Annotated in this window: 17 protein-coding genes; 7 read left to right on the top strand and 10 right to left on the bottom strand. The window is 73.2% G+C overall.

The window, feature by feature from the left end; genetic code table 11:
• Positions 1–55: 55 nt before the first annotated feature.
• Positions 56–2,761, bottom strand: a complete 2,706-nt coding sequence (locus FE634_RS08755; protein WP_246060498.1) for a bifunctional acetate--CoA ligase family protein/GNAT family N-acetyltransferase — start codon at positions 2,759–2,761, stop codon at positions 56–58.
• A 73-nt stretch (positions 2,762–2,834) separates the two neighbouring features.
• Between FE634_RS08755 and FE634_RS08750 the strand changes: the two genes are divergently transcribed.
• From FE634_RS08750 to FE634_RS08735, 4 genes are read left to right on the top strand one after another with little or no spacing between them, the layout of a single operon-like run.
• On the top strand, positions 2,835–5,339 hold the full coding sequence (locus FE634_RS08750) for a DNA gyrase/topoisomerase IV subunit A (protein WP_138875661.1): 2,505 nt from the start codon (positions 2,835–2,837) through the stop codon (positions 5,337–5,339).
• A 5-nt stretch (positions 5,340–5,344) separates the two neighbouring features.
• Positions 5,345–6,067 (top strand): LppX_LprAFG lipoprotein, encoded by a 723-nt coding sequence (locus tag FE634_RS08745; RefSeq protein ID WP_170981419.1) that lies wholly within the window; start codon positions 5,345–5,347, stop codon positions 6,065–6,067.
• Positions 6,064–7,815 (top strand): MFS transporter, encoded by a 1,752-nt coding sequence (locus FE634_RS08740; protein ID WP_148240521.1) that lies wholly within the window; start codon positions 6,064–6,066, stop codon positions 7,813–7,815. The genes FE634_RS08745 and FE634_RS08740 overlap by 4 nt, the downstream gene beginning before the upstream one ends.
• A gap of 18 nt (positions 7,816–7,833) precedes the next feature.
• Positions 7,834–8,328: a beta-class carbonic anhydrase gene (locus tag FE634_RS08735; protein ID WP_148240520.1), complete on the top strand. Its 495-nt coding sequence runs from the start codon at positions 7,834–7,836 to the stop codon at positions 8,326–8,328.
• A 12-nt stretch (positions 8,329–8,340) separates the two neighbouring features.
• Here the strand turns inward: FE634_RS08735 and FE634_RS08730 are convergent, their stop codons facing one another.
• Positions 8,341–8,742: a hypothetical protein gene (locus FE634_RS08730; protein WP_148240519.1), complete on the bottom strand. Its 402-nt coding sequence runs from the start codon at positions 8,740–8,742 to the stop codon at positions 8,341–8,343.
• Entirely contained in the window at positions 8,739–10,853 is a 2,115-nt protein-coding gene (locus FE634_RS08725) for a DNA gyrase/topoisomerase IV subunit B (RefSeq protein ID WP_138875659.1), read from the bottom strand. Before FE634_RS08725 ends, FE634_RS08730 begins: the two co-directional genes overlap by 4 nt.
• A gap of 365 nt (positions 10,854–11,218) precedes the next feature.
• Between FE634_RS08725 and FE634_RS08720 the strand changes: the two genes are divergently transcribed.
• Entirely contained in the window at positions 11,219–11,443 is a 225-nt protein-coding gene (locus FE634_RS08720) for a DUF7455 domain-containing protein (RefSeq protein ID WP_148240518.1), read from the top strand.
• Between the two features lie 265 nt (positions 11,444–11,708).
• Here FE634_RS08720 and FE634_RS08715 read toward each other — a convergent pair whose 3' ends face one another.
• On the bottom strand, positions 11,709–13,028 hold the full coding sequence (locus FE634_RS08715; RefSeq protein WP_396954641.1) for an RNA polymerase sigma factor: 1,320 nt from the start codon (positions 13,026–13,028) through the stop codon (positions 11,709–11,711).
• A 419-nt stretch (positions 13,029–13,447) separates the two neighbouring features.
• Complete coding sequence (locus FE634_RS08710; protein ID WP_138875658.1) at positions 13,448–13,879, bottom strand: CBS domain-containing protein; 432 nt, start codon at positions 13,877–13,879, stop codon at positions 13,448–13,450.
• Positions 13,880–14,133: 254 nt separating this feature from the next.
• On the opposite strand from FE634_RS08710, the gene FE634_RS21320 reads away from it, so the two are divergent.
• Complete coding sequence (locus tag FE634_RS21320; protein WP_222847694.1) at positions 14,134–14,445, top strand: response regulator transcription factor; 312 nt, start codon at positions 14,134–14,136, stop codon at positions 14,443–14,445.
• Between the two features lie 56 nt (positions 14,446–14,501).
• Here the strand turns inward: FE634_RS21320 and FE634_RS08700 are convergent, their stop codons facing one another.
• The 3 genes from FE634_RS08700 to FE634_RS08690 are packed head-to-tail and all read right to left on the bottom strand — an operon-like array spanning position 14,502 to position 16,673.
• Positions 14,502–15,071, bottom strand: coding sequence for an HhH-GPD-type base excision DNA repair protein (locus FE634_RS08700; RefSeq protein ID WP_138875656.1), 570 nt, complete (start codon positions 15,069–15,071; stop codon positions 14,502–14,504).
• Between the two features lie 5 nt (positions 15,072–15,076).
• Positions 15,077–16,267: an AGE family epimerase/isomerase gene (locus tag FE634_RS08695; RefSeq protein WP_262347626.1), complete on the bottom strand. Its 1,191-nt coding sequence runs from the start codon at positions 16,265–16,267 to the stop codon at positions 15,077–15,079.
• Positions 16,268–16,295: 28 nt separating this feature from the next.
• Entirely contained in the window at positions 16,296–16,673 is a 378-nt protein-coding gene (locus FE634_RS08690) for a universal stress protein (RefSeq protein ID WP_137292130.1), read from the bottom strand.
• An 85-nt stretch (positions 16,674–16,758) separates the two neighbouring features.
• On the opposite strand from FE634_RS08690, the gene FE634_RS08685 reads away from it, so the two are divergent.
• Positions 16,759–17,229, top strand: coding sequence for a hypothetical protein (locus FE634_RS08685; RefSeq protein ID WP_137292131.1), 471 nt, complete (start codon positions 16,759–16,761; stop codon positions 17,227–17,229).
• A gap of 3 nt (positions 17,230–17,232) precedes the next feature.
• Here the strand turns inward: FE634_RS08685 and FE634_RS08680 are convergent, their stop codons facing one another.
• Complete coding sequence (locus FE634_RS08680; RefSeq protein ID WP_137292132.1) at positions 17,233–18,717, bottom strand: glutamate--cysteine ligase family protein; 1,485 nt, start codon at positions 18,715–18,717, stop codon at positions 17,233–17,235.
• Positions 18,718–18,749: 32 nt separating this feature from the next.
• Positions 18,750–19,796, bottom strand: coding sequence for a DUF4192 domain-containing protein (locus FE634_RS08675; RefSeq protein WP_187366861.1), 1,047 nt, complete (start codon positions 19,794–19,796; stop codon positions 18,750–18,752).
• Positions 19,797–19,813: the final 17 nt, after the last annotated feature.

Here is a 19,813-nt window from a genome sequence, read left to right as displayed (position 1 = left end):
AGGAGTGTGGCACCCGACGGGCACCTCGCGCGCCCGGATTGTGCGACCAGCCCGGCTACTCCGGGATGGTGTCGCCCGGGTGGTCGGCCATCCGGCGCACGAACAGGTCGGAGCGGGGCTCGGCGATGTTGGCGACCCGCGCGGCGGCGGTGAGCACCGTGGTGCCCTCGGGCCCGGCGAGCACCAGGGACAGCTCGAGCGAGCTCAGCTGCGGGACGTCGTTCTGCAGCTGCGCGACCCGGCTGATCAGCCGCTCGACGTCGGCGACGTCGACCTGCTCGGCGCCGCGGTAGCCGAAGAGCAGCGGCGAGCTCTTCATCTCGCGCACCATGGCCGCGACGTCGCGGGAGCCGAGCGGGGGGATCCGGTAGGAGCGGTCGGAGAGCAGGTCGATGATCGGGCCGGAGATGCCGAAGGAGACCACGGGGCCGAAGAGCGGGTCCTCCAGGCTGCGGATCGAGACCGGCACGCCGGGCGTCGCCTTCTTCTGCACCACGAAACCGGCGTTGGCCGGGTCGCGGACCAGCTCGGTCAGCGCCTCCCAGGCCTGGCGCATCTCCGCGGGCGAGTCGATGTTGCGCCACACGTGGGCCAGGTCGGGCCGCTCGCGCAGCCCCTCCGCCGTGGCCTTGAGGACGACGTCCCAGCCGAGCCGCTTGCCGGCGGCCTGCGCCATCCGCGCGTTCGCGACCGGGTACGACGGCCACAGCTCGATCCCGTAGGCGGCGAGCACCCCGGCGAGCTGCTCCGGCGTGAGCTCGCAGCCCTCGGGCTCGGCGGCGAGCGCCTCGTTGACGATCCGCTTCACCGCGAGGGTGTCGACGTCGTCGAGCAGGGCGGCCGGGCCGTCGGGGGTGCGCAGCCACACGGCGTACTCGACGACGCTGGCCAGCGCCCGCACCGCCGACTCGACCGCGGGGTAGGACGGCACCGAGCCACGACCGGCCGCGGAGCCGGCCACGTCGGGCACGCGGAGCAGCTCGGGCACGCCCTCGGCGCCGAGGAACGACGACACGAGCGGCTTGTCGGACTGCTCCCCCACGGCGGCGAGCACGTTGGCGACGTCCTCGCCGGACACGTTGAGGGGCGGGATGTAGACCGCGATCACCGAGTCGACCTCGGGGTCGTCGATGACGTCGTCGAGGGCGTCCTCGAAGTCCTCGGCGCTCGGCTCGGCGCTCAGCGTGACCGAGCGGGTCACCAGCAGCCCGACCTCGGCGGCGGCGTCGGCGGCCAGCAGGCCCAGCGCGTCGGAGTTGCCGACGATCGCGACCCGGCGCCCGCGCGGGAGCGGCTGGTGGGCGAGCAGCTGGGCGACGTCGAACATCTCCTCCAGCGTGCCGACCTGGATGATGCCGGCCTGGCGGAACATCGCGTCGAGGGCCTCGGCGGGCGCGGCGATCCGGCGCACCGCGTGGCCCATCGGCACGCCCTGCGTGGTGCGTCCCGAGCGGACCGCGATGATCGGCTTGCGCAGCGAGACCCGGCGGGCGATCCGGGAGAACTTGCGGGGGTTGCCGATCGACTCCAGGTAGAGCAGCACGACCTCGGTGGCGTCGTCCTCCTCCCAGTACTGGAGCAGGTCGTTGCCGGAGACGTCGGCGCGGTTGCCGGCGGAGACGAACGTCGTCAGGCCGAGGCCACGGTTCTGGACCTTCTCCAGGATCGCGGAGCCGAGGGCGCCGGACTGGCAGAAGAACCCGGCGCGCCCGCGCGGCGGCATCACCGGCGAGAGCGAGGCGTTGACCGACACCGCGGGGTCGGTGTTGATGACGCCGAGGCAGTTCGGGCCGATCAGCCGCAGCCCGTAGGAGCGCGACAACCCCACGAGGTGGCGCTGGCGCTGGCGCCCCTCCTCGCCGGTCTCGGCGAAGCCCGAGGAGATCACGATCATCCCGTGCACGCCCTTGGCCGCGCAGTCGAGGACGACGTCGGTGACCGACTCGGCCGGCACCGCCACGATCGCGACGTCGACGTCGTCGGGGATGTCGCCGACGGTCTTGAACGCCGGCAGCCCCGACACCGCCGCCGCGCTGGGGTTGACGGCGTAGACCCGGCCGGTGAAGTCGGCGGTGACCAGGTTGCGCACCAGGACCTGCCCGATGGTGTCCTGGCGCCGGCTGGCGCCGATGATCGCGATGGAGCGCGGGTTGAAGAACCGCTCGATCGAGGCGGCCTCGGCGCGGTGCTCGCGCCCGCGCATCACCCCGATCGAGGTGTCGGTGGGGTCGATCGAGAACTCGAGGGTGAGGACGCCGTCCTCGTAGCCGCTGACGACGCGGTAGCCGGCGTCGCGGAAGGTGTGGATCATCCGGCTGTTGTCGGGCAGCACCTCGGCGGTGAACCGCTCGATCCCCCGCTCGCGGGCGGCCTGCGCCAGGTGCTCGAGGAGCAGCTGGGCGATACCGCGGCCGTGGTGCTGGTCCTCGACGAGGAAGGCGACCTCGGCCTCGCCGGGCTTGACGACGTCGTAGCGGCCCACGGCGATCATCCGGCCCTGGAGCAGCAGCACCAGCGCGACCCGGCTGTCGTGGTCGACCTGGGTGAAGCGCGCGACGTCGCGGTCGGACAGGGTCGGCATCGGGGAGAAGAACCGGTAGTACTTCGACCGGTCGCTCACCCGGGAGTAGAACTCGACCAGCAACTCGGCGTCGTCGGGGCGGATCGGCCTGATGTGGGCGGTCCGGCCGTCGCGCAGCAGCACGTCGGCCTGCCAGTGGCGGGGCGCGTCCGGCACTGCGGTGGAGGGGTCCGCGGTCACGTGGACAGGCTACCGGTGCGCCCACCGGCGTGGCCGTCGCGTTCCGTGGGCCGCGACCCCCGAGAATGGGCCCATGGCACGTCGCACCACGAAGCAGGACCTCCCCGACGACTTCGAGGAGCACATCCTCGACATCGACGTCGGGGAGGAGATGCGCAACTCGTTCCTGGAGTACGCCTACTCGGTCATCTACTCCCGGGCGCTGCCCGACGCCCGCGACGGGCTCAAGCCGGTCCAGCGCCGGATCCTCTACACGATGAACGACATGGGCCTGCGCCCCGACCGCGGGCACGTGAAGAGCGCCCGCGTGGTCGGCGAGGTCATGGGCCGGCTGCACCCGCACGGCGACGGCGCGATCTACGACGCCCTGGTCCGCCAGGCCCAGTCGTGGTCGCTGCGGCTGCCGATGATCGACGGGCACGGCAACTTCGGCTCCCCCGACGACCCGCCGGCGGCGATGCGCTACACCGAGTGCCGCATGGACCGCCCCGCCGTCGCGATGACCGCCGACATCGACGAGGACACCGTCGACTTCCGGCCCAACTACGACGGCCGCGAGACCGAGCCGTCGGTGCTCCCCGCCGCGATCCCCAACCTCGTGGTCAACGGCACCACCGGCATCGCGGTCGGCATGGCCACCAACTGCGCGCCCCACAACCTCGTCGAGGTCGTCCAGGCGCTGCGACACCTCATCAAGCACCCGAGGGCGACCGTCGACGACCTGATGCGGTTCATCCCCGGCCCCGACCTGCCCACCGGCGGCAAGATCGTCGGGCTCGACGGCGTCCGCGACGCCTACGAGACCGGCCGCGGCACCTTCCGGATGCGGGCCACCGCCCGGATCGAGACCATCGGCCGGCGCAAGGGCATCGTGGTGACCGAGCTGCCCTACGGCGTCGGCACCGAGAAGGTCGTCGAGCGGATCAAGACGCTCGTGCAGGGCAAGAAGCTGCAGGGCATCGCCGACATGAAGGACCTCACCGACCGCGACAACGGCCTGCGGCTCGTGATCGAGATCAAGAACGGCTTCGTGCCGGAGGCGATCCTCGAGCAGCTCTACCGCCAGACGTCGATGGAGGACACGTTCGGCATCAACAACGTCGCCCTCGTCGACGGCCAGCCCCGCACGCTCGGGCTCAAGGAGCTCCTCGAGGTGTTCCTGGCCCACCGCTTCGACGTCGTCCGCCGGCGCACGACCTTCCGGCGCACCAAGGCCGCCGCCCGGCTGCACCTGGTCGAGGGACTGCTCATCGCGATCCTCGACATCGACGAGGTGATCGCGCTGATCCGCTCCAGCGAGAACGCCGAGGAGGCCCGCACCCGCCTGGTGCAGGTCTTCGACCTCAGCGAGCTGCAGGCCGACTACATCCTCGACATGGCCCTGCGGCGGCTCACGAAGTTCTCCAAGCTCGAGCTCGACCGGCAGAAGAACGAGCTCGAGCGCGAGATCGAGGCCCTCGACGCGATCCTGGGCGACGAGACCCTGCTCCGCTCGGTCGTCTCCGACGAGCTCGCCGAGATCGCCACGACCTTCGGGACCCCGCGGCGCACCGTCCTGCTCGAGTCGGCCGGCACCGCCGTCATCGCGTCCGCCACCTCGGTCGAGGTCGCCGACGACCCCTGCTACGCGCTGCTCTCCTCCACCGGGCTGCTGGCCCGCACCAGCGGCGTCGACGAGCTCGGCTCCGGCGAGGGCCGGGCCAACCACGACGTCGTCGTGTCCGCGGTGGCGACCACCGTGCGGGGCGAGGTCGGCGTCCTCACCTCGGCCGGCCGGCTGCTGCGCCTCGGCGTCCTCGAGCTGCCCGCGCTGCCGCCGAGCGCCCACGACCCCAACCTCCAGGGCGGCTACCCGCTCAGCGAGGTGCTGTCGCTCGCCGCCGGCGAACGGGCCCTGGCGCTGTGCACGCTGGCCACCGACGGACCCGGCCTCGCGCTCGGCACCCGCGACGGCGTCGTCAAGCGGGTCAACCCGGAGGTGCTCAACCGCGACGAGTGGGAGGTCATCGGCCTCAAGGACGGCGACGAGGTCGTCGGCGCGGTCGAGCTGGTCTCCGGCGAGGAGTCGCTGTGCTTCATCAGCAACGTCGCCCAGCTGCTTCACTTCCCGGCCGCCGCGGTCCGACCCCAGGGTCGCTCCGGCGGCGGCATGGCCGGCATCAAGCTCGGCGCCGGCGAGCGGGTGTCGTGGTTCGGGGTCGTCGACCCCGCCGCGCCCGAGGGCCCGCACCGCCCGGTCGTGGTGACGGCGTCGGGCGCGTCCACGGCGCTGCCGGGCACCGAGCCGGGCTCGGTCAAGGTGACGCCGTTCTCGGAGTACCCCTCGAAGGGGCGCGCCACCGGCGGGGTCCGCTGCCACCGCTTCCTCAAGGGCGAGGACACCCTGGTGCTCGCCTGGGCCGGCACCGCACCCGCGCGCGCCGCGGCCGCCAGCGGCGCACCGGTCGACCTGCCGCCCGCCGACGGCCGTCGCGACGGCTCGGGCACGCCCGGCAGCCAGCCGGTCGCCGCCGTGGCCGGACCGCTGGCCGCCCGGCTCGGTCCACCGACGTCCACCGACCCCGCTGTGCAAGGGTGAGCGCCGTGAAGACCTACCGACGTCTAGCGCGCCGGGCCGCCGCCGTGGCCGCCACGACGGCCCTGTCCCTGACCCTGGCCGCCTGCGGGGGCGACGAGACCGAGGCGCCGGGGGGCGACCCCGACGCGAGCCCGGCCGACGTCCTCGCGGCCGCCAAGACCCGGATCGACGAGACGTCCGGCGTCCGGCTCGAGCTGGCCACCGACGCCACGCCGGAGGGCGACTACCTCGGCTCGGCCGCCGGCGTGATCGTCGTGGACCCGCCGGCCTTCGAGGGCAAGGCGGCCGGGCGGTTCGCGGGCCTGTCGGCCAGCGACGTCGGCGTGGTCTCCGTCGACGGCGTCTTCTACGCCAACATCATCGGCGGCTTCACCGAGCTCGACCGGCCGAGGTGCGTGCCCGACCCGGCCGGCCTCCTCGACCCCGACACCGGCATCTCGAGCATCCTGGCGCAGGCCACCGACCTCCAGCAGGGCGACGCCGAGCGCGGCGGCGACAACAACGACGAGATCTTCACCCCCTACACCGCGACGGTGCCGGGCCCGGCGATCAAGAACATCCTGCCGTGCGCGCCCGGCACGAGCTTCGACGCGACGTTCACCGTCGACGACGCCGGCGAGCTGCGCGGCATCGACCTCACCGGCGACTTCTTCGAGGGCACCGACGAGCTCACCTACACGATCACCGTCGAGGACTACGACGTGGAGCAGGAGATCGCCAAGCCGTGACGGGCGCGAGCGGCCGACCGGCCGAGGTCGACCGACGGTCGCGGGCCCTGCTCGTCTTCTGCGCGGTCGCGGTGGCCTTCGCCGCCGTCGACACCTACGTCGTGGTGCTCGCGCTGCCCGACATGATGGCCTCGGTCTCGATCAGCGTCGACCAGCTGCAGCGGGCAGCGCCGATCATCTCGGGCTTCCTGCTCGGCTACGTCGCGATGCTCCCGCTGATCGGGCGGATCGCCGACCTGCGCGGACCGGTGCCGGTGCTGACCGCCTCGCTGGCGGCGTTCACGGTCGGCTCGGTGGTCACCGCGGTCTCCTACGACCTCGCGAGCATGGTGGTCGGCCGGTTCCTCCAGGGCCTCGGCGGCGGCGGTCTCGTCCCGGCCACGATGGCCCTGGTGGCCGCGCTGTACCCGGTCGAGCGGCGCGGTCTCCCCCTCGGGCTGGTCTCGGCCGTCCAGGAGCTCGGCAGCGTGCTCGGTCCGCTGTTCGGCGCCGCGGTGCTCTCCTTCACCACGTGGCGCGGCATCTTCGCGATCAACGTCGCCGCCGGCGTCCTGCTGTACGTCGTCGTGCGGGTCCTCTGGAACCGCGAGCCGGCGGCCTCGGAGGGCGAGCCCCGCGCCCGGCGCGGCCTGCCCGACCTGGTCGGCGCCCTGGCCCTCCTGGTCGCCGCGGTGGGGGCCTGGCTGGTGGTCTACCCGCCGCAGGCGCTGATCACCGACCTCACCTACGGCGAGTACTACGTGCCGGTCGTCGACGGCGGCGGCCGCTGGCTGTGCCCGATCGGGCTGGTCGCCATCGGCGCCTTCCTCCTCTTCTGCCTGCGGTGCGTCCTCGCCCGACGCCCGCTCGTCGACGTCCGCTCGTGGGGCCGCAGCATGCTCGAGGCCGACCTGGTCGGCGCGACGTACCTCGCGGTGGCGCTGGGCGGCATCGTGCTCGCCTTCGCCACCGCCGACCCCGAGGTCTCGGTCTTCTCCGCGCAGGGTCCGTGGTTCCTGCTCGGGTCCGCGGTCGCGGTGGTCGCGCTCGTGGTGCACCTGCGCCGGACCGAGGCCCCGCTGGTGCCCCGCGGTGCCCTGTCGGCGGTGCCGGCGTGGGGTGCGCTCCTGGTCAGCCTGTTCGTCGGCTGGGCCCTGATCGCCGCCCTGGTCGACATCCCGCTCCTCGCCCGGACCCAGCGCGGCCGCACCCAGCTCGACGCGGCGCTCTTCCTGCTCCGCTTCCTCGTCGCCCTCCCGGTGGGCGCGGTCGTCGGTGGCTGGCTGGTGCGGCGCGCACCGGCCGGGGTCATCACCGCCGCGGGGATGGTGATGGCGGCCGCGGCGTTCCAGGTGATGTCCGGCTGGGACGCCGGCAGCCTCGACCACCCGGCGAGCAACCTCGCGCTGGTCGTGGGCGGTCTCGGCTTCGGCCTGGCGCTGGCCCCGGTCAACGCCGCCATCCTGGCCAGCACCCCCGACGACGCCCACGGCGTCGCCAGCGCGCTCGTGGTGGCCGCCCGGACGGTCGGGATGCTGATCGGCATCTCGGTGCTCACCACGTGGGGCCTGCGCCGCCTCTCCGAGGCCATCCGGGACGACCCCTCCCTGGCCGAGGACATCCGCGCCGCCGCCGTCTTCCAGGAGCAGGAGGTGTTCCAGGGCGCCGCGGTCTTCGCCCTGGTCGCCGCCGTCCTGGCCCTGGTGCTGTTCCGCGGGGCACCCACCCGTGAGATCGATGCGGCCCGGGCGCTGCGCGCGCCGAGCTGATCCGATACGTTTCAAACCGTGCACGACTTCGACGACCTGCTGGCCGCCAACCGCGTCTTCGCCGCGGAGTTCGACTTCGGGGGCTTCGACGGCATCGCCCACGCCGGGGTGGGGATCGTGACCTGCATGGACTCGCGCATCGAGCCCCTCGGCATGCTCGGGCTGAAGCCCGGCGACGCCAAGATCCTGCGCAACCCCGGCGGCCGCGTCGACCACTCCACGCTGGAGGCCCTGGTCCTCGGCGTCCACCTGCTGCGGGTCGACCGGATCCTGGTGGTGCCCCACACGCGGTGCGCGGTGGCCACCAGCACCCAGGAGGAGGTCCGCGAGCGGGTGGCGGCCTCGGCCGGCGACATCGGCGCCTGGGAGCCGATGCACGTCGTGCGCGACCAGCTCGACTCGCTCGCCGACGACGTCCAGAAGGTGCGCACCCACCACCTGGTGCCCGACCACGTCCAGGTCGGCGGCTTCCTCTACGACGTCGACTCCGGGCTGCTCGAGCAGCACTACTGAGGCCCCCTGCCCTCAGCTGAACGCCTCCGGCGAGTTCACGACGCGCCGGTGCAGCGCGGCCTCGAGGGCGCTGTCGTCCGGGAGGTGCTCGTCGTGGCGGCGGTCGGCGTCCACCTCGAGTGCCTCGGCCTGCGCCGGCACCTCGGTCCTTCCCTCCGCCACGGCTCGGCGCACCTCGTCGACGAGGTCGGCGACCCCCGCCAGGCGGAGCCAGCGGTAGGCCGCCACCACGGACGCGAGGTGGGCGTCCTCGCGGTCCTCGACGGCGTTGAGGACGCCGCCGTTCATGACCAGGCCGTGGAACTCGAGCGCGACGTGCGCCGCGACGTCCCCCGGCAGCTCGGAGGCCGGTCGCCACCCGAGCGCCCGGTGCCACACGCGGTCGGTGCGCGCCGCGGCGTCGCCCGGCGTCACGCGTCGAGCGCCTCGACGTCGACCTCGTAGGCGCCCTGGACGATGAACTCCTTGCGCGGTGCGACGTCGGAGCCCATCAGCAGCTCGAAGACGCTGGCGGCGACGTCGGCGTCGTCGACGGTGAGCTTGCGCAGGGTGCGGTGGCGGGGGTCCATCGTGGTCTCGGCCAGCTGGTCGGCGTCCATCTCGCCCAGACCCTTGTAGCGCTGCACCGGGTCCTTCCAGCGGATGTTCTTCTTCTTCAGCTCGGCGAGCTTGCGCTGCAGCTCGTCGTCGGAGTAGGTGTAGACGTACTTCTCCTGGCCCTTGCGCGGGTTGGAGACCTCGATGCGGTGCAGCGGCGGCACGGCGGTGTAGACCCGGCCGGCGGTGATCAGGTCGGGCATGTACTTGAAGAACAGCGTCGCCAGCAGGCAGCGGATGTGGGCGCCGTCGGAGTCGGCGTCGGCCATGAAGATGATCCGGCCGTAGCGCCGGGCCTCGAGCTCGAAGGTGCGGCCGGAGCCGGCACCGACGACCTGGATGATCGAGGCGCACTCGGCGTTCTTGAGCATGTCGCCGATCGAGGCCTTCTGGACGTTGAGGATCTTGCCGCGGATGGGCAGCAGCGCCTGGAACTCCGAGTTGCGGGCCAGCTTGGCGGTGCCGAGGGCGGAGTCGCCCTCGACGATGAACAGCTCGGTGCGGTCGTTGTCGCCCGAGCGGCAGTCGGCCAGCTTCGACGGCAGCGTCGAGGACTCCAGGGCGTTCTTGCGGCGCTGCGTGTCCTTGTGCTGGCGCGCCGCGATCCGGGTGCGCGCGGCCCCGTGGACCTTGTCCATCAGCGGACGCGACTGCCGCTTGTCGGCGGCACGGGTCGAGCCGAGGAACGCGGTCAGCTCGCGGGCGACGATCTTGCGGACCTCCGAGCGCACCGCCGGCGTGCCGAGGATCTCCTTGGTCTGGCCCTCGAACTGCGGCTCGGCCTGCCGGACGGTGACCACCGCGGTCATCCCCTCGAGGATGTCGCTCTTCTCGACGGGCGGGTCGTTGACCTTGAGCACCTTCGCGGCGCGCATCGCCTCGTTGAACGGCGTGGTCAGGGCGGCCTCGAAGCCCGCGACGTGCGTGCCGCCCTTCGGGGTGGCGATCACGTTGACGAACGAGCGCAGCTCGGTGTCGTAGCCGGTGCCCCACCGCAGCGCGATGTCGACGCCGAGCTCGCGCTCGACGTCCTGGGGGGTCATGTGGCCCTTGTCGTCGAGCATCGGGACCGTCTCGGTGAACGAGCCCGACCCCTGGATGCGCAGCACCTCGGTGACCGGCGCGTCGGTGCTGAGGAACTCGGTGAACTCCGCGATGCCGCCGTCGTGGCGGAACTTCTCCTCCGTGGGGGTCTCGCCGCGCAGGTCGCGGATGACCAGCTCGAGGCCCGGCACGATGAACGACGTCTGGCGGGCCCGGCCCACGAGGCCCTCGAGCTCGAAGGTGGCGTCCTTGGTGAAGATCCGGCGGTCGGGCCAGAACCGGATGCGGGTGCCCGAGGCGCCCTTGGCGACGCGCCGGCCCTTGCGGGTCAGGCCGCTGCGCTCCTCGAACGCCGCGTCGGGCCCCTCGCCAACGAAGACGCCGGCCGCCCCGTGCCGGAAGCTGAGGCCCTGGCTGCTGGGCGAGCGGTCGACGTCGATGTCCATCCGCGCCGAGAGCGCGTTCACGACCGAGAGGCCGACGCCGTGCAGGCCGCCGGTGGCGACGTAGGAACCGCCGCCGAACTTGCCGCCGGCGTGCAGCTTGGTCGCGACCACCTCGACGCCGGGGAGCCCGGTCTTCGGCTCCTTGTCGGTCGGGATGCCGCGGCCGTCGTCGTGCACCTCGGCCGAGCCGTCGGGGTGCAGCGTCACCTCGACGCGGCGCGCGGCGCCGGCCAGCGCCTCGTCGACGCCGTTGTCGATGATCTCCCACAGGCAGTGCATGAGGCCCCGGGTGTCGGTCGACCCGATGTACATGCCCGGACGCTTGCGCACCGCCTCGAGCCCCTCCAGGACGAGGAGGTGGGCGGCGTTGTAGGTGTTGTCGGCGATCGTGGGACTCCTGGGACGAGCTGCTGGGGCCTGCGGGAACCTCGCCCCCATCCGGGACGGGGACGGTGTCGAATCTACTAGCGACACGCCGCCCGTCGGTGCAGGCACGCCCCCGGCCCCGCATAGTCTGGCGACCGCGTCACGATGTGGACACGATCCGACAGCGCTCGTCGCGTTCCGCATCCGCAGGGCCCGTTCCGCCGTCACACTCGTGACAGCAGCACCTCCGCACCAGCGACAACTCAACACCTCCGAACGATCTTCACCCCTCTGACGCCGTCGTCCGGGGCGTGGGACCGGTCCGACGGGGGAAGGACACGCGTGATGGGATCGTGCGTCACACCGGATGCCGGGAATCTTGGGTCCGGTCGTACCGTTGGAGTTGGCGACAGACCGAGTAGAGATGAGGCCAGGAAATGACGACTGCAACCGCCCCCAGCGCTGCACTGACTGCTGAGGACCGCTGCGACCGCTGCGGTGCCCAGGCCTACCTTCGCGTCGAGCTCCAGAGCGGCGGTGAGATGCTCTTCTGCGCCCACCACGCCCGCGAGCACGGAGACAAGCTCAAGGAGGTGGCCGCCACCGTCCAGGACGAGACCCACAAGCTCGCCCCGACGGCGGCCACCCCGCCCACCGAGTAGTCGCGCACGACCGACGGCCCCGGACCTCCTGGTCCGGGGCCGTCGTCGTCCCCGGACGACCGGGCCAGGCAAATTCTTCGCGGATCCCGTGCGCGTGGCGCGCGGCCGTGCCATCCTGGACGAGCGCCAGGTCGCGCCGACGGACTGCCCCCCAGCCGTCGGACCGACCTGGCGCTCTGCGTCCGGCTCGAGTCTCCGGGCCGCGCATCCCCCGGACGCACGAACGCCGCCCACCTCGCGGTGAGCGGCGTCCGGTGGCGAGCCGTCAGTCGAGGTAGTCGCGCAGCACCTGCGACCGGCTCGGGTGGCGCAGCTTCGACATGGTCTTCGACTCGATCTGCCGGATCCGCTCGCGGGTCACGCCGTAGACCTTGCCGATCTCGTCGAGGGTCTTCGGCTGGCCGTCGGTGAGGCCGAACCGCATGCTGACGACGCCCGCCTCGCGCTCGGAGAGCGTGTCGAGGACGGCGTGCAGCTGCTCCTGCAGGAGCGTGAACGACACGGCGTCGGCCGGGACGATCGCCTCGGAGTCCTCGATGAGGTCACCGAACTCGCTGTCGCCGTCCTCACCGAGGGGCGTGTGCAGCGAGATGGGCTCGCGGCCGTACTTCTGGACCTCGATGACCTTCTCCGGGGTCATGTCGAGCTCCTTGGCGAGCTCCTCCGGCGTGGGCTCGCGGCCGAGGTCCTGCAGCATCTGCCGCTGGACGCGGGCGAGCTTGTTGATGACCTCGACCATGTGCACGGGGATGCGGATCGTGCGGGCCTGGTCGGCCATCGCGCGGGTGATGGCCTGACGGATCCACCAGGTCGCGTAGGTCGAGAACTTGTAGCCCTTGGTGTAGTCGAACTTCTCGACCGCACGGATCAGGCCGAGGTTGCCCTCCTGGATCAGGTCGAGGAAGAGCATGCCGCGACCGGTGTAGCGCTTGGCCAGCGACACGACGAGCCGCAGGTTGGCCTCGAGGAGGTGGTTCTTGGCGCGGCGGCCGTCCTCGGAGATCCACTCGAGCTCCTCGTGGACCTTCGGCGTCAGCTTGCCGCCCTTGGCCAGCTTCTCCTCCGAGAACAGGCCGGCCTCGATCCGCTTGGCGAGCTCGACCTCCATCTCGGCGTTGAGGAGCGGCACCTTGCCGATCTGCTTGAGGTAGTCCTTGACGGGGTCGGCCGTCGCGCCGGCGACCATGACCTGCTGGACCGGCTCGTCGGACTCGTCGGCGGCGGAGATCACGAACGACGAGGTGGCGGTCGCCTCCTGCTCGTCGGCCTTGATGGTCGGGTCGGCCTCGACGTCCTTCTCGAACTGCTCGTCGGGGACGTCGGGCAGGATCTTCTTGCCGTCGGCGCCGATGGTGCCGACCGCCCCGGCCGCTGCCGCCTTCTTCGCCGCGGCCGCGGTCGTCCTCGCGGCGGGCGCGGCCTTCTTGGCCGGAGCCTTCTTGGCGGCGGGCGCGGCCTTCTTCGCCGGGGCAGGGGCCTCGGCGGTCTCGGCCTCGGCGGGAGCCGCCTTCTTCGCGGCCGCCGTGGCCGTCTTGCGGGTCGTGCCGGCAGCCGCGGCGACGCGGGCCTCGGCCGGCAGGGCCACGCTCAGCCCGAGCGAGCTCAGGTGCGCCAGGAGCGACTTCAGGTGGCGGGGCTCGACGCCGGCCCGGTCACTGGCGAGACGCACCTCGTCGGGACTGAACGCCCCGGTCGGGGTGGCGCGCTCGATGAGGGCGAGGACGGCGGGGTGCTCGAGCACCTCCGAAGGAATCTTGCGTGCGTTCGAGGACACGAACACCTCTCGTGGAACATGCGCTTGGCTGCTGGGCGGTGGTGGTGCCGGTGGACACCACCTGGACTCAAGGCGCGACAAGGACCGCTGTCGTCAAGAGCCGCTTGCGACATTCTGCCACGCGCCGGGTGAGGTCCGGACCCAGACCCGCCCGGACCCCCCATCGGCCTCGTCCTCGGACCCGCCCGCGGGGGTCGGTCGCGCCCGCCCCGCCGCGCCGCCCGCGGGACTCAGCCGCTGCTCGGGAACTCCGAGATCGTCTCGACGAGGGCGCCGACCAGCTCGTCGGGCAGGTTCCGGGCGACGTCGGCCTGGCTGATCATGCCCACGAGGTCGTGGCCGTCGATCACGGGCAGGCGCCGCACCCGGGCCTCGCGCATCGTCCTCAGCATCTCCTCGACCGAGTCGTCGGCACCGATGGTGACGACCTCCGCGCCGGCGTGGTCCTGGACCTCGGCCTGGGTGGTGTCCAGGCCCTCGGCGACGCAGCGGAGCACGATGTCGCGGTCGGTGATCATCCCCTGCAGCCGGTCGTCCGCGCCGCAGATCGGCAGCGACCCGACCTGCAGGTCCCGCATCGTGCGCGCGGCCTCGGTGACCGTCTCGTCGACGCGGGCGCACTGCACGCCGCCGGTCATGATGTCGCGGGCAGCCACAGCCATCAGAGCCTCCTCGTTCGTGGTCGCGATCCCTCCCGGTGCCCACGTCGGCGACGTCGACACGGCTCGCCCGCCCGAGTGGCCCGGGTGGTGGCAGGTTGTGGCAAGATCGACGGCCTGTGGTGCAACAGCCGCCTGCCGACTGTCGTTCGAAGGAGCACGTTGTGCTTCAGCCCCCGACCGCGCGTGTCATCTGCGCTCCGCCTCCTCCCGCCGAGCCGGCCGCCCCTCCCCCGCTGCCCTGGCAGCACGATCCCGTGGAGGCCGCCGTCACCCCGGTCGACCTCTCCGACCGCGAGTGGCAGGTCATCGTCCTGGTCACCCAGGGCCTGTCCAACGACGAGATCGCCGAGCGGCTCTTCCTGGGCCTCAACACCGTCAAGACCCACGTCCGCAGCGGCTACCGCAAGATCGGTGCGCGCACGCGGTCGCAGGCCGCGGTCTGGGGCTCCGTGCACGGGCTGCTGTCCGTGGCGGTCGGCGTCCCCGGTGCCTGGACGGGCAGGAACGACCCGACCGGCGTCCGGGCGACGGCCCGTCGGCGCCACCGGTCGACGCTGGCACGGTAGGTCGACCGCGGCTCGAACAGCGGGCCGCTGACCTTCCTCGCGTGCTGCGGCGCAGGTCAGGAGGCCTGCGCCTTGGCGGCGGCCTTCTTCTCCTTCTTGAAGTCGCGCACCTTCTGCAGCGAGCCGGGGTCGACGACGTCGGCGACGGAGCGGTAGCCCTCGAGCGCGTAGTCGCCGGCGACGGCCTCCCAGCCCTGCGGGCGGACGTCGAGCTGCTTGGCGAGCAGGGCCACGAAGATCTTGGCCTTCTGCGCCCCGAAGCCGGGCAGCGCCTGGATCCGTCGACCGAGGTCCTTGCCGTCGGCCGCCTCGGTCCACAGCCGCTCCGTGTGGCCGTCGTACCGGTCGACGACGATCCGGGCGAGCTCCTGGAGCCGGGCCGCCATCGAGCCCGGGAACCGGTGGATGGCCGGCGTGACCGCGCAGAGCGCGGCGAACTCCTCGGGGTCGGCGGCCGCGATCCGGTGCGGGTCGAACGAGCCGAACCGGTCCGCGACCTTGGCCGGGCCGCGGAACGCGTGCTCCATCGGGTACTGCTGGTCGAGCATCATCCCCACGAGCAGCGCGAACGGGCTCGAGGTGAGGATGTCGTCGGCCGTGTCGTCACCGGTGATGTGGATCGCCATGGAGCTCATCCTCCCCCATCGCGCCCGGCCAGGGCGGCGGCGAGGGCGGGCGCGAGCGGCAGCCGGGGCAGCAAGGTCGCCTGCACGGCGTGGTAGAGGTCGGGCTTGCCGGTCCAGGTGAGCGTGCTCGCACCACCCGACGGTGAGCGCTCGTGCACCCACGAGCCCCGGTCGCGGTCGACGAACCAGGCCTCGACGTGCGCCCACCAGGCGTCGTACCGCTCCCGGTGCCGGGGGTTCCCGGTCGCCCGGTGCAGCGCCGACGTGGCCGCGACCGCCTCGGCGGCCACCCAGTGCATCCGCTCGCGCACCACCGGCGTGCCGTCCCAGTCGACGGTGTAGACGAAACCGTCGGCCCCGTCGACCGCCCACCCGAGCCGGGTCGCGGTGTCGGCCAGCGCGACCGCGTGGTCGACCATCCAGGCCTCGGCGTCGGGGCCGGCGCCGGCGTGCACCTGGAGCGCGAGCCGGGCCCACTCGAAGGAGTGGCCCAGGGTGGCGCCGTAGGGGCGGAACGGGTGGGCGGGCTGGTCGCGGTGGTGGTCGAGCACCGGCTCCCACGCCGGCGTGAAGTGCTCGGGGAGCAGCCACGCGTGGGCCGGAGCGAGGTCGCGGACGACGGCGGTGGTGATCCGCGTCGCCAGGTCGCGCAGGACGGCGTCGCCACGGACGTCGGCGGCGGCGAGCAGCGCCTCCACCCCGTGCATGGTCGCGTTCAGGCCCCGGTAGTCGTCGAGGCGCTCGAAGCCCTCGTCCCACTGCTCGGCCACCATCGCGTGCTCGTGGTCGACGAAGCGGTCGAGGACCTCGAGCGCCTCGTCCAGCACCTCGCCGGCGCCGGGACGCCCGGCCGCCTCGGCCGAGGACGCCGCCAGCACGACGAACGCGTGCTCGTAGGCGGTCTTGTCCCGCGTCGTCGGCGCCCCGGCGGCGTCCAGGCCGGCCCACCAGCCGCCGTGCGCGTCGTCGTGGAAGACGCCGGCCAGGGCCGCGAGCCCGTGGTCGGCAAGCGCGGCCGCGCCCGGGACGTCGAGCAGGGTCGCCAGTGCGTGGACGTGGGTCATCCGGGCGGTGATCCACAGCGCCCGGGGCCGGTCGGGGTCGAGGACGCCGTCGTCGTCGAGCCAGCCGAAGCCGCCGTCGCGGTGGCGGGCACCGACGCCGAAGCGCAGCAGCCGCGCGAGCTCGGCTGCCAACCAGGGGTCGGAGCCCGGGACGTCCAGGTCAGGCCTTGACGGCGAGCACGGGGCAGTGCGCGTCGAGCAGCACCCGCTGGGCGTTGGACCCGAGGATCAGCTTGCCGACCGGCGTGCGGCGGCGCAGCCCGATGACGATCAGGTCGGCGTCGCTGGACGCCGCCACGCTGACGAGGTCCTCGGAGGCCTCCAGCCCGCGGACGAGCTGGCGCAGGTCGTAGGCGACGCCGGACGCGTCGAGCTTGGCGCGCGCGCCGACGAGGTCCGGCTCCCCCTCGTCGCCCTGCGCCCGGTAGGAGTGGACGACGACGAGGTCGGAGCCCCGCAGCCGCGCCTCCTCGATGGCCTTGTCGAGGGCAGCTTCGCCCTCGGGCTTGGGCACGTATCCCACGACCACGGTCGACATGTCGGGCAGGCTATACCGCCCGCGGCCCTCGCGGCACCTGTGGAGGGCGCCGGTGGACGTGTCGTCGCCGTGGAACGCTGGCCCGATGCTGCCGCCGACCGCCAGCGCGATCCTCGAGCCGGTCCCCCGCGACCTGCGCGAGCAGCTGCGGCGCGCCGTCGTCCACCAGGTGCTCCACGAGCCCCGGCGGGCCTACCCGCCCAGCGTGCACGTCGGCGTCCCGGGTGCGGTGTCGACCGCGGTCGAGCTCGACCGGCGGGTGGGCCGGCTCGACCACGCGCTGCGCACCGACGTCCTCGAGGCCATGCTGCGCGCGGTCGAGCGCCCCGGCACCGCCCCGGTGGTGTGGCTGGCCCGCTGCGGACCGGTCCAGGCCCTCGACGTCGACCTCGCCTGGCTGGCCGCGGCCAGGGGTGCGGCCGCCGAGCTCGACCGGCCGCTGCCGATGGTCGTCGTCACCCGCCGCAGCTGGCGCGACCCGTCGACCGGCGTCGGTCGCAGCTGGTCGCGCCTGCGGGCCGCCGACGCCCGGCGGGCCGGCCACCCGGGCGCGTGAGCCTCACGACCAGGTGTGCACCGGCTCGTTGGTGTGCATCCGCTCGCGGTACTCCAGCAGCGTCGCCCGGAGGTCGTCGAACCGGTCGCCGCCCGACGTCGCCCGCGCGCGCATCGCGTCGACGAACCACTCCGCGCCGTTGGTGCGCAGCAGGCAGCGCTGCTCGATGATCCCGAGGAGCCGGTCGGCGGTCTCGGTCTCGACGCCCCACGACGCGAGCCCCTCGTGGGCCAGCGGCAGCAGCCGGCGCAGCACCAGCTCGGTCGCCGGCACCTGGCCGACGCCGGGCCAGTAGACCTGGGCGTCGATGCCGTGCTGGGCGGCGACGTGGAAGTTCTCCTCGGCGGCGCTGAACGACATCTGCGACCACAGCGGCCGCTCGCTCTCCGCGAGCGCGCGGACCAGGCCGAAGTACAGCGCGGCGTTGGCCATCGTGTCGGCGACCGTGGGGCCGGCGGCGAGGACCCGGTTCTCGACGCGCAGGTGCGGCACGCCGTTGTTGATGTCGTAGACGGGCCGGTTCCAGCGGTAGATGGTGCCGTTGTGGAGCCGCAGCTCGGACAGCGACGGCGTGCCGCCGGACTCGAGGACGGCGAGCGGGTCCTCCTCGTCGGTGATCGGCAGCAGCGCCGAGAACCAGCGCACGTTCTCCTCGAAGAGGTCGAAGACCGAGGTCACCCAGCGCTCCCCGAACCAGACGCGGGGCCGGACTCCCTGGGCCTTGAGCTCCTCGCCGCGGGTGTCGGTGGCCTGCTCGAAGAGCGGGATCCGGGTCTCGCGCCACAGCTGCCGGCCGAGCAGGTACGGCGAGTTGGCGCCGACCGCGAGCTGGATGGCCGAGATCGCCTGGGAGGCGTTCCAGTACGCCGCGAACTGGTCCGGCGAGGTCTGCACGTGCAGCTGCGTGCTGGTGCAGGCGGCCTCGGGGACGATCGAGTCGGACGTCGTCTCGAGCGACTCCGCGCCGGCGCCGCTGCCGCCCTTGACCGAGATGATCAGGTCCTCGCCGCGCGCGTGCAGGATCTGCTCGCTGAGCAGCTTGTAGCGCGGGTTGGCGCTGATGCTGTGCATGCCCATGTGGCCCTCGGCCAGCGTCGGCAGCACGCCGATCATCACCAGGTGCGCGCCGACCGCGGCCGACTTCTCCTCGGCGTCGTTCAGGCTGCGCCGGAGGTTCTCCTCGAAGGTCTCCAGGCCGCCCTCGCGCAGCTTGGCGGGCGGCACGTTGATCTCGATGTTGAACTGCCCGAGCTCGGTCTGGAAGTCGGGGTCGGCGATCGCGGCCAGCGCCTCGGCGTTGCGCAGCGCCGGGTCGCCGACCTCGTCGACGAGGTTGAGCTCGACCTCGAGCCCGGTCATCGGGTCGTCGGTGTCGAACGCCGCCTCGCGCAGCATCCGTGCGAAGACGTCGAGGCACCGACGCACCTTCTCGCGGTGCCGGGTGCGGTCCGCGGGGGTGAACTCCTGGAGGTCGACCTCTTCGCCCATGGCCAGACAATAGAGCCATCCGCGCCGCCTGCTCAGGCCGAGTCCAGGCCCTCCGCGCGGCCGGGGTCGCGCGCCGTCGCCGACCAGGCCGTCGGCGGGACCGCGCGCTCGAGCGCCTCGGCCACCAGGTCGGCCAGCGTGCAGCCGGGGTCGACCTCGCGACACCGGTCGACGGCGCACCACGCGAGCGCTCCGTCGCCGGCCTGCCAGGCGGCCCAGCCGAGCAGCGCGGCGGGGGCGGAGCGCAGGTGCGGGGGGCTGCGTCGCACCAGGTCGCTCAGCAGGACGACGGCCGCCCGCGCCCGCCCGGGGGCGATCCCGGACCACGCCGCGTCGCGCACCCGGCGCGACCGCATCCCCCGGAGCAGCCGGGCGGCCTCGGGGTCGCTGCAGCAGGTGCCGGCGTCGAGGTGGGTGCGGACCAGCACCTCGGCCCACGCGTCCTCGGCCGGGTCGTCGCCGGACGGGTCGTCGTGGGCCGGGTCGTCGTGGGCCGGGGCGAGCAGGGCCGCGACCGCCGCGACGCCGGCCGGGTCGGGCGCGAGCGTGGCGGCCAGGTCGCCGCGCGACCCGTGCGTGACCCGGCCGTCGAGGACGGCGTGCGCCAGGAACGGGTGCGTGGCCAGCGCGTCGGTGCTGTAGGCGACCCCCGCCGTGCGGAGGGCCGGGTCGCGGGCGAGCAGCGGGTACCAGCGCGCCGCCGCCACCCGCACCGCCTCCACGACCACCACCGGGCTGCGCGCGAAGGCCTCGCGCAGCGCCGTCCACGCCGCGGCGGCCGCCCGGGCGTCGTCGGTGTAGACCAGCAGGACGACCCGGCCGGCCCCGTGACGGGTGGCGGGACGCAGCAGCGAGTCGGCCACCTCGGCCAGCGCGACCGGGTCGTCGGGTGGGGGCAGGTCGACGCGTGCGTGGAAGCGGTGCCGGGCGTCGAGCGTCAGCAGCACCACCGACTCGGTCGGCCAGAACCCGAGGACGACGGCGGCGGCCGCCAGCAGGTCCTCGGGGGTGCGGGCGGTGAGGGTGGTGCGGGTGGCGCCGGTGGAGGGAGTCGCGGGCTGCGAGGGCTTCGGGGTCATGGGCCACGGTCCCTCCC

This window comes from Nocardioides sp. S-1144 (assembly GCF_005954645.2).
Taxonomy (GTDB): domain Bacteria; phylum Actinomycetota; class Actinomycetes; order Propionibacteriales; family Nocardioidaceae; genus Nocardioides; species Nocardioides dongxiaopingii.
This window is presented reverse-complemented; position numbering and strand designations above follow the sequence as displayed.

Excerpts from the sequence above, each read along its gene's own strand:
- FE634_RS08750 (WP_138875661.1), top strand. The coding sequence starts at position 2,835 with ATGGCACGTCGCACCACGAAGCAGGACCTCCCCGACGACTTCGAGGAG.
- FE634_RS08725 (WP_138875659.1), bottom strand. The coding sequence starts at position 10,853 with ATGGGGGCGAGGTTCCCGCAGGCCCCAGCAGCTCGTCCCAGGAGTCCC.
- FE634_RS08720 (WP_148240518.1), top strand. The coding sequence starts at position 11,219 with ATGACGACTGCAACCGCCCCCAGCGCTGCACTGACTGCTGAGGACCGC.
- FE634_RS08710 (WP_138875658.1), bottom strand. The coding sequence starts at position 13,879 with ATGGCTGTGGCTGCCCGCGACATCATGACCGGCGGCGTGCAGTGCGCC.
- FE634_RS08700 (WP_138875656.1), bottom strand. The coding sequence starts at position 15,071 with ATGGCGATCCACATCACCGGTGACGACACGGCCGACGACATCCTCACC.
- FE634_RS08690 (WP_137292130.1), bottom strand. The coding sequence starts at position 16,673 with ATGTCGACCGTGGTCGTGGGATACGTGCCCAAGCCCGAGGGCGAAGCT.
- FE634_RS08685 (WP_137292131.1), top strand. The coding sequence starts at position 16,759 with ATGCTGCCGCCGACCGCCAGCGCGATCCTCGAGCCGGTCCCCCGCGAC.
- FE634_RS08680 (WP_137292132.1), bottom strand. The coding sequence starts at position 18,717 with ATGGGCGAAGAGGTCGACCTCCAGGAGTTCACCCCCGCGGACCGCACC.
- FE634_RS08675 (WP_187366861.1), bottom strand. The coding sequence starts at position 19,796 with ATGACCCCGAAGCCCTCGCAGCCCGCGACTCCCTCCACCGGCGCCACC.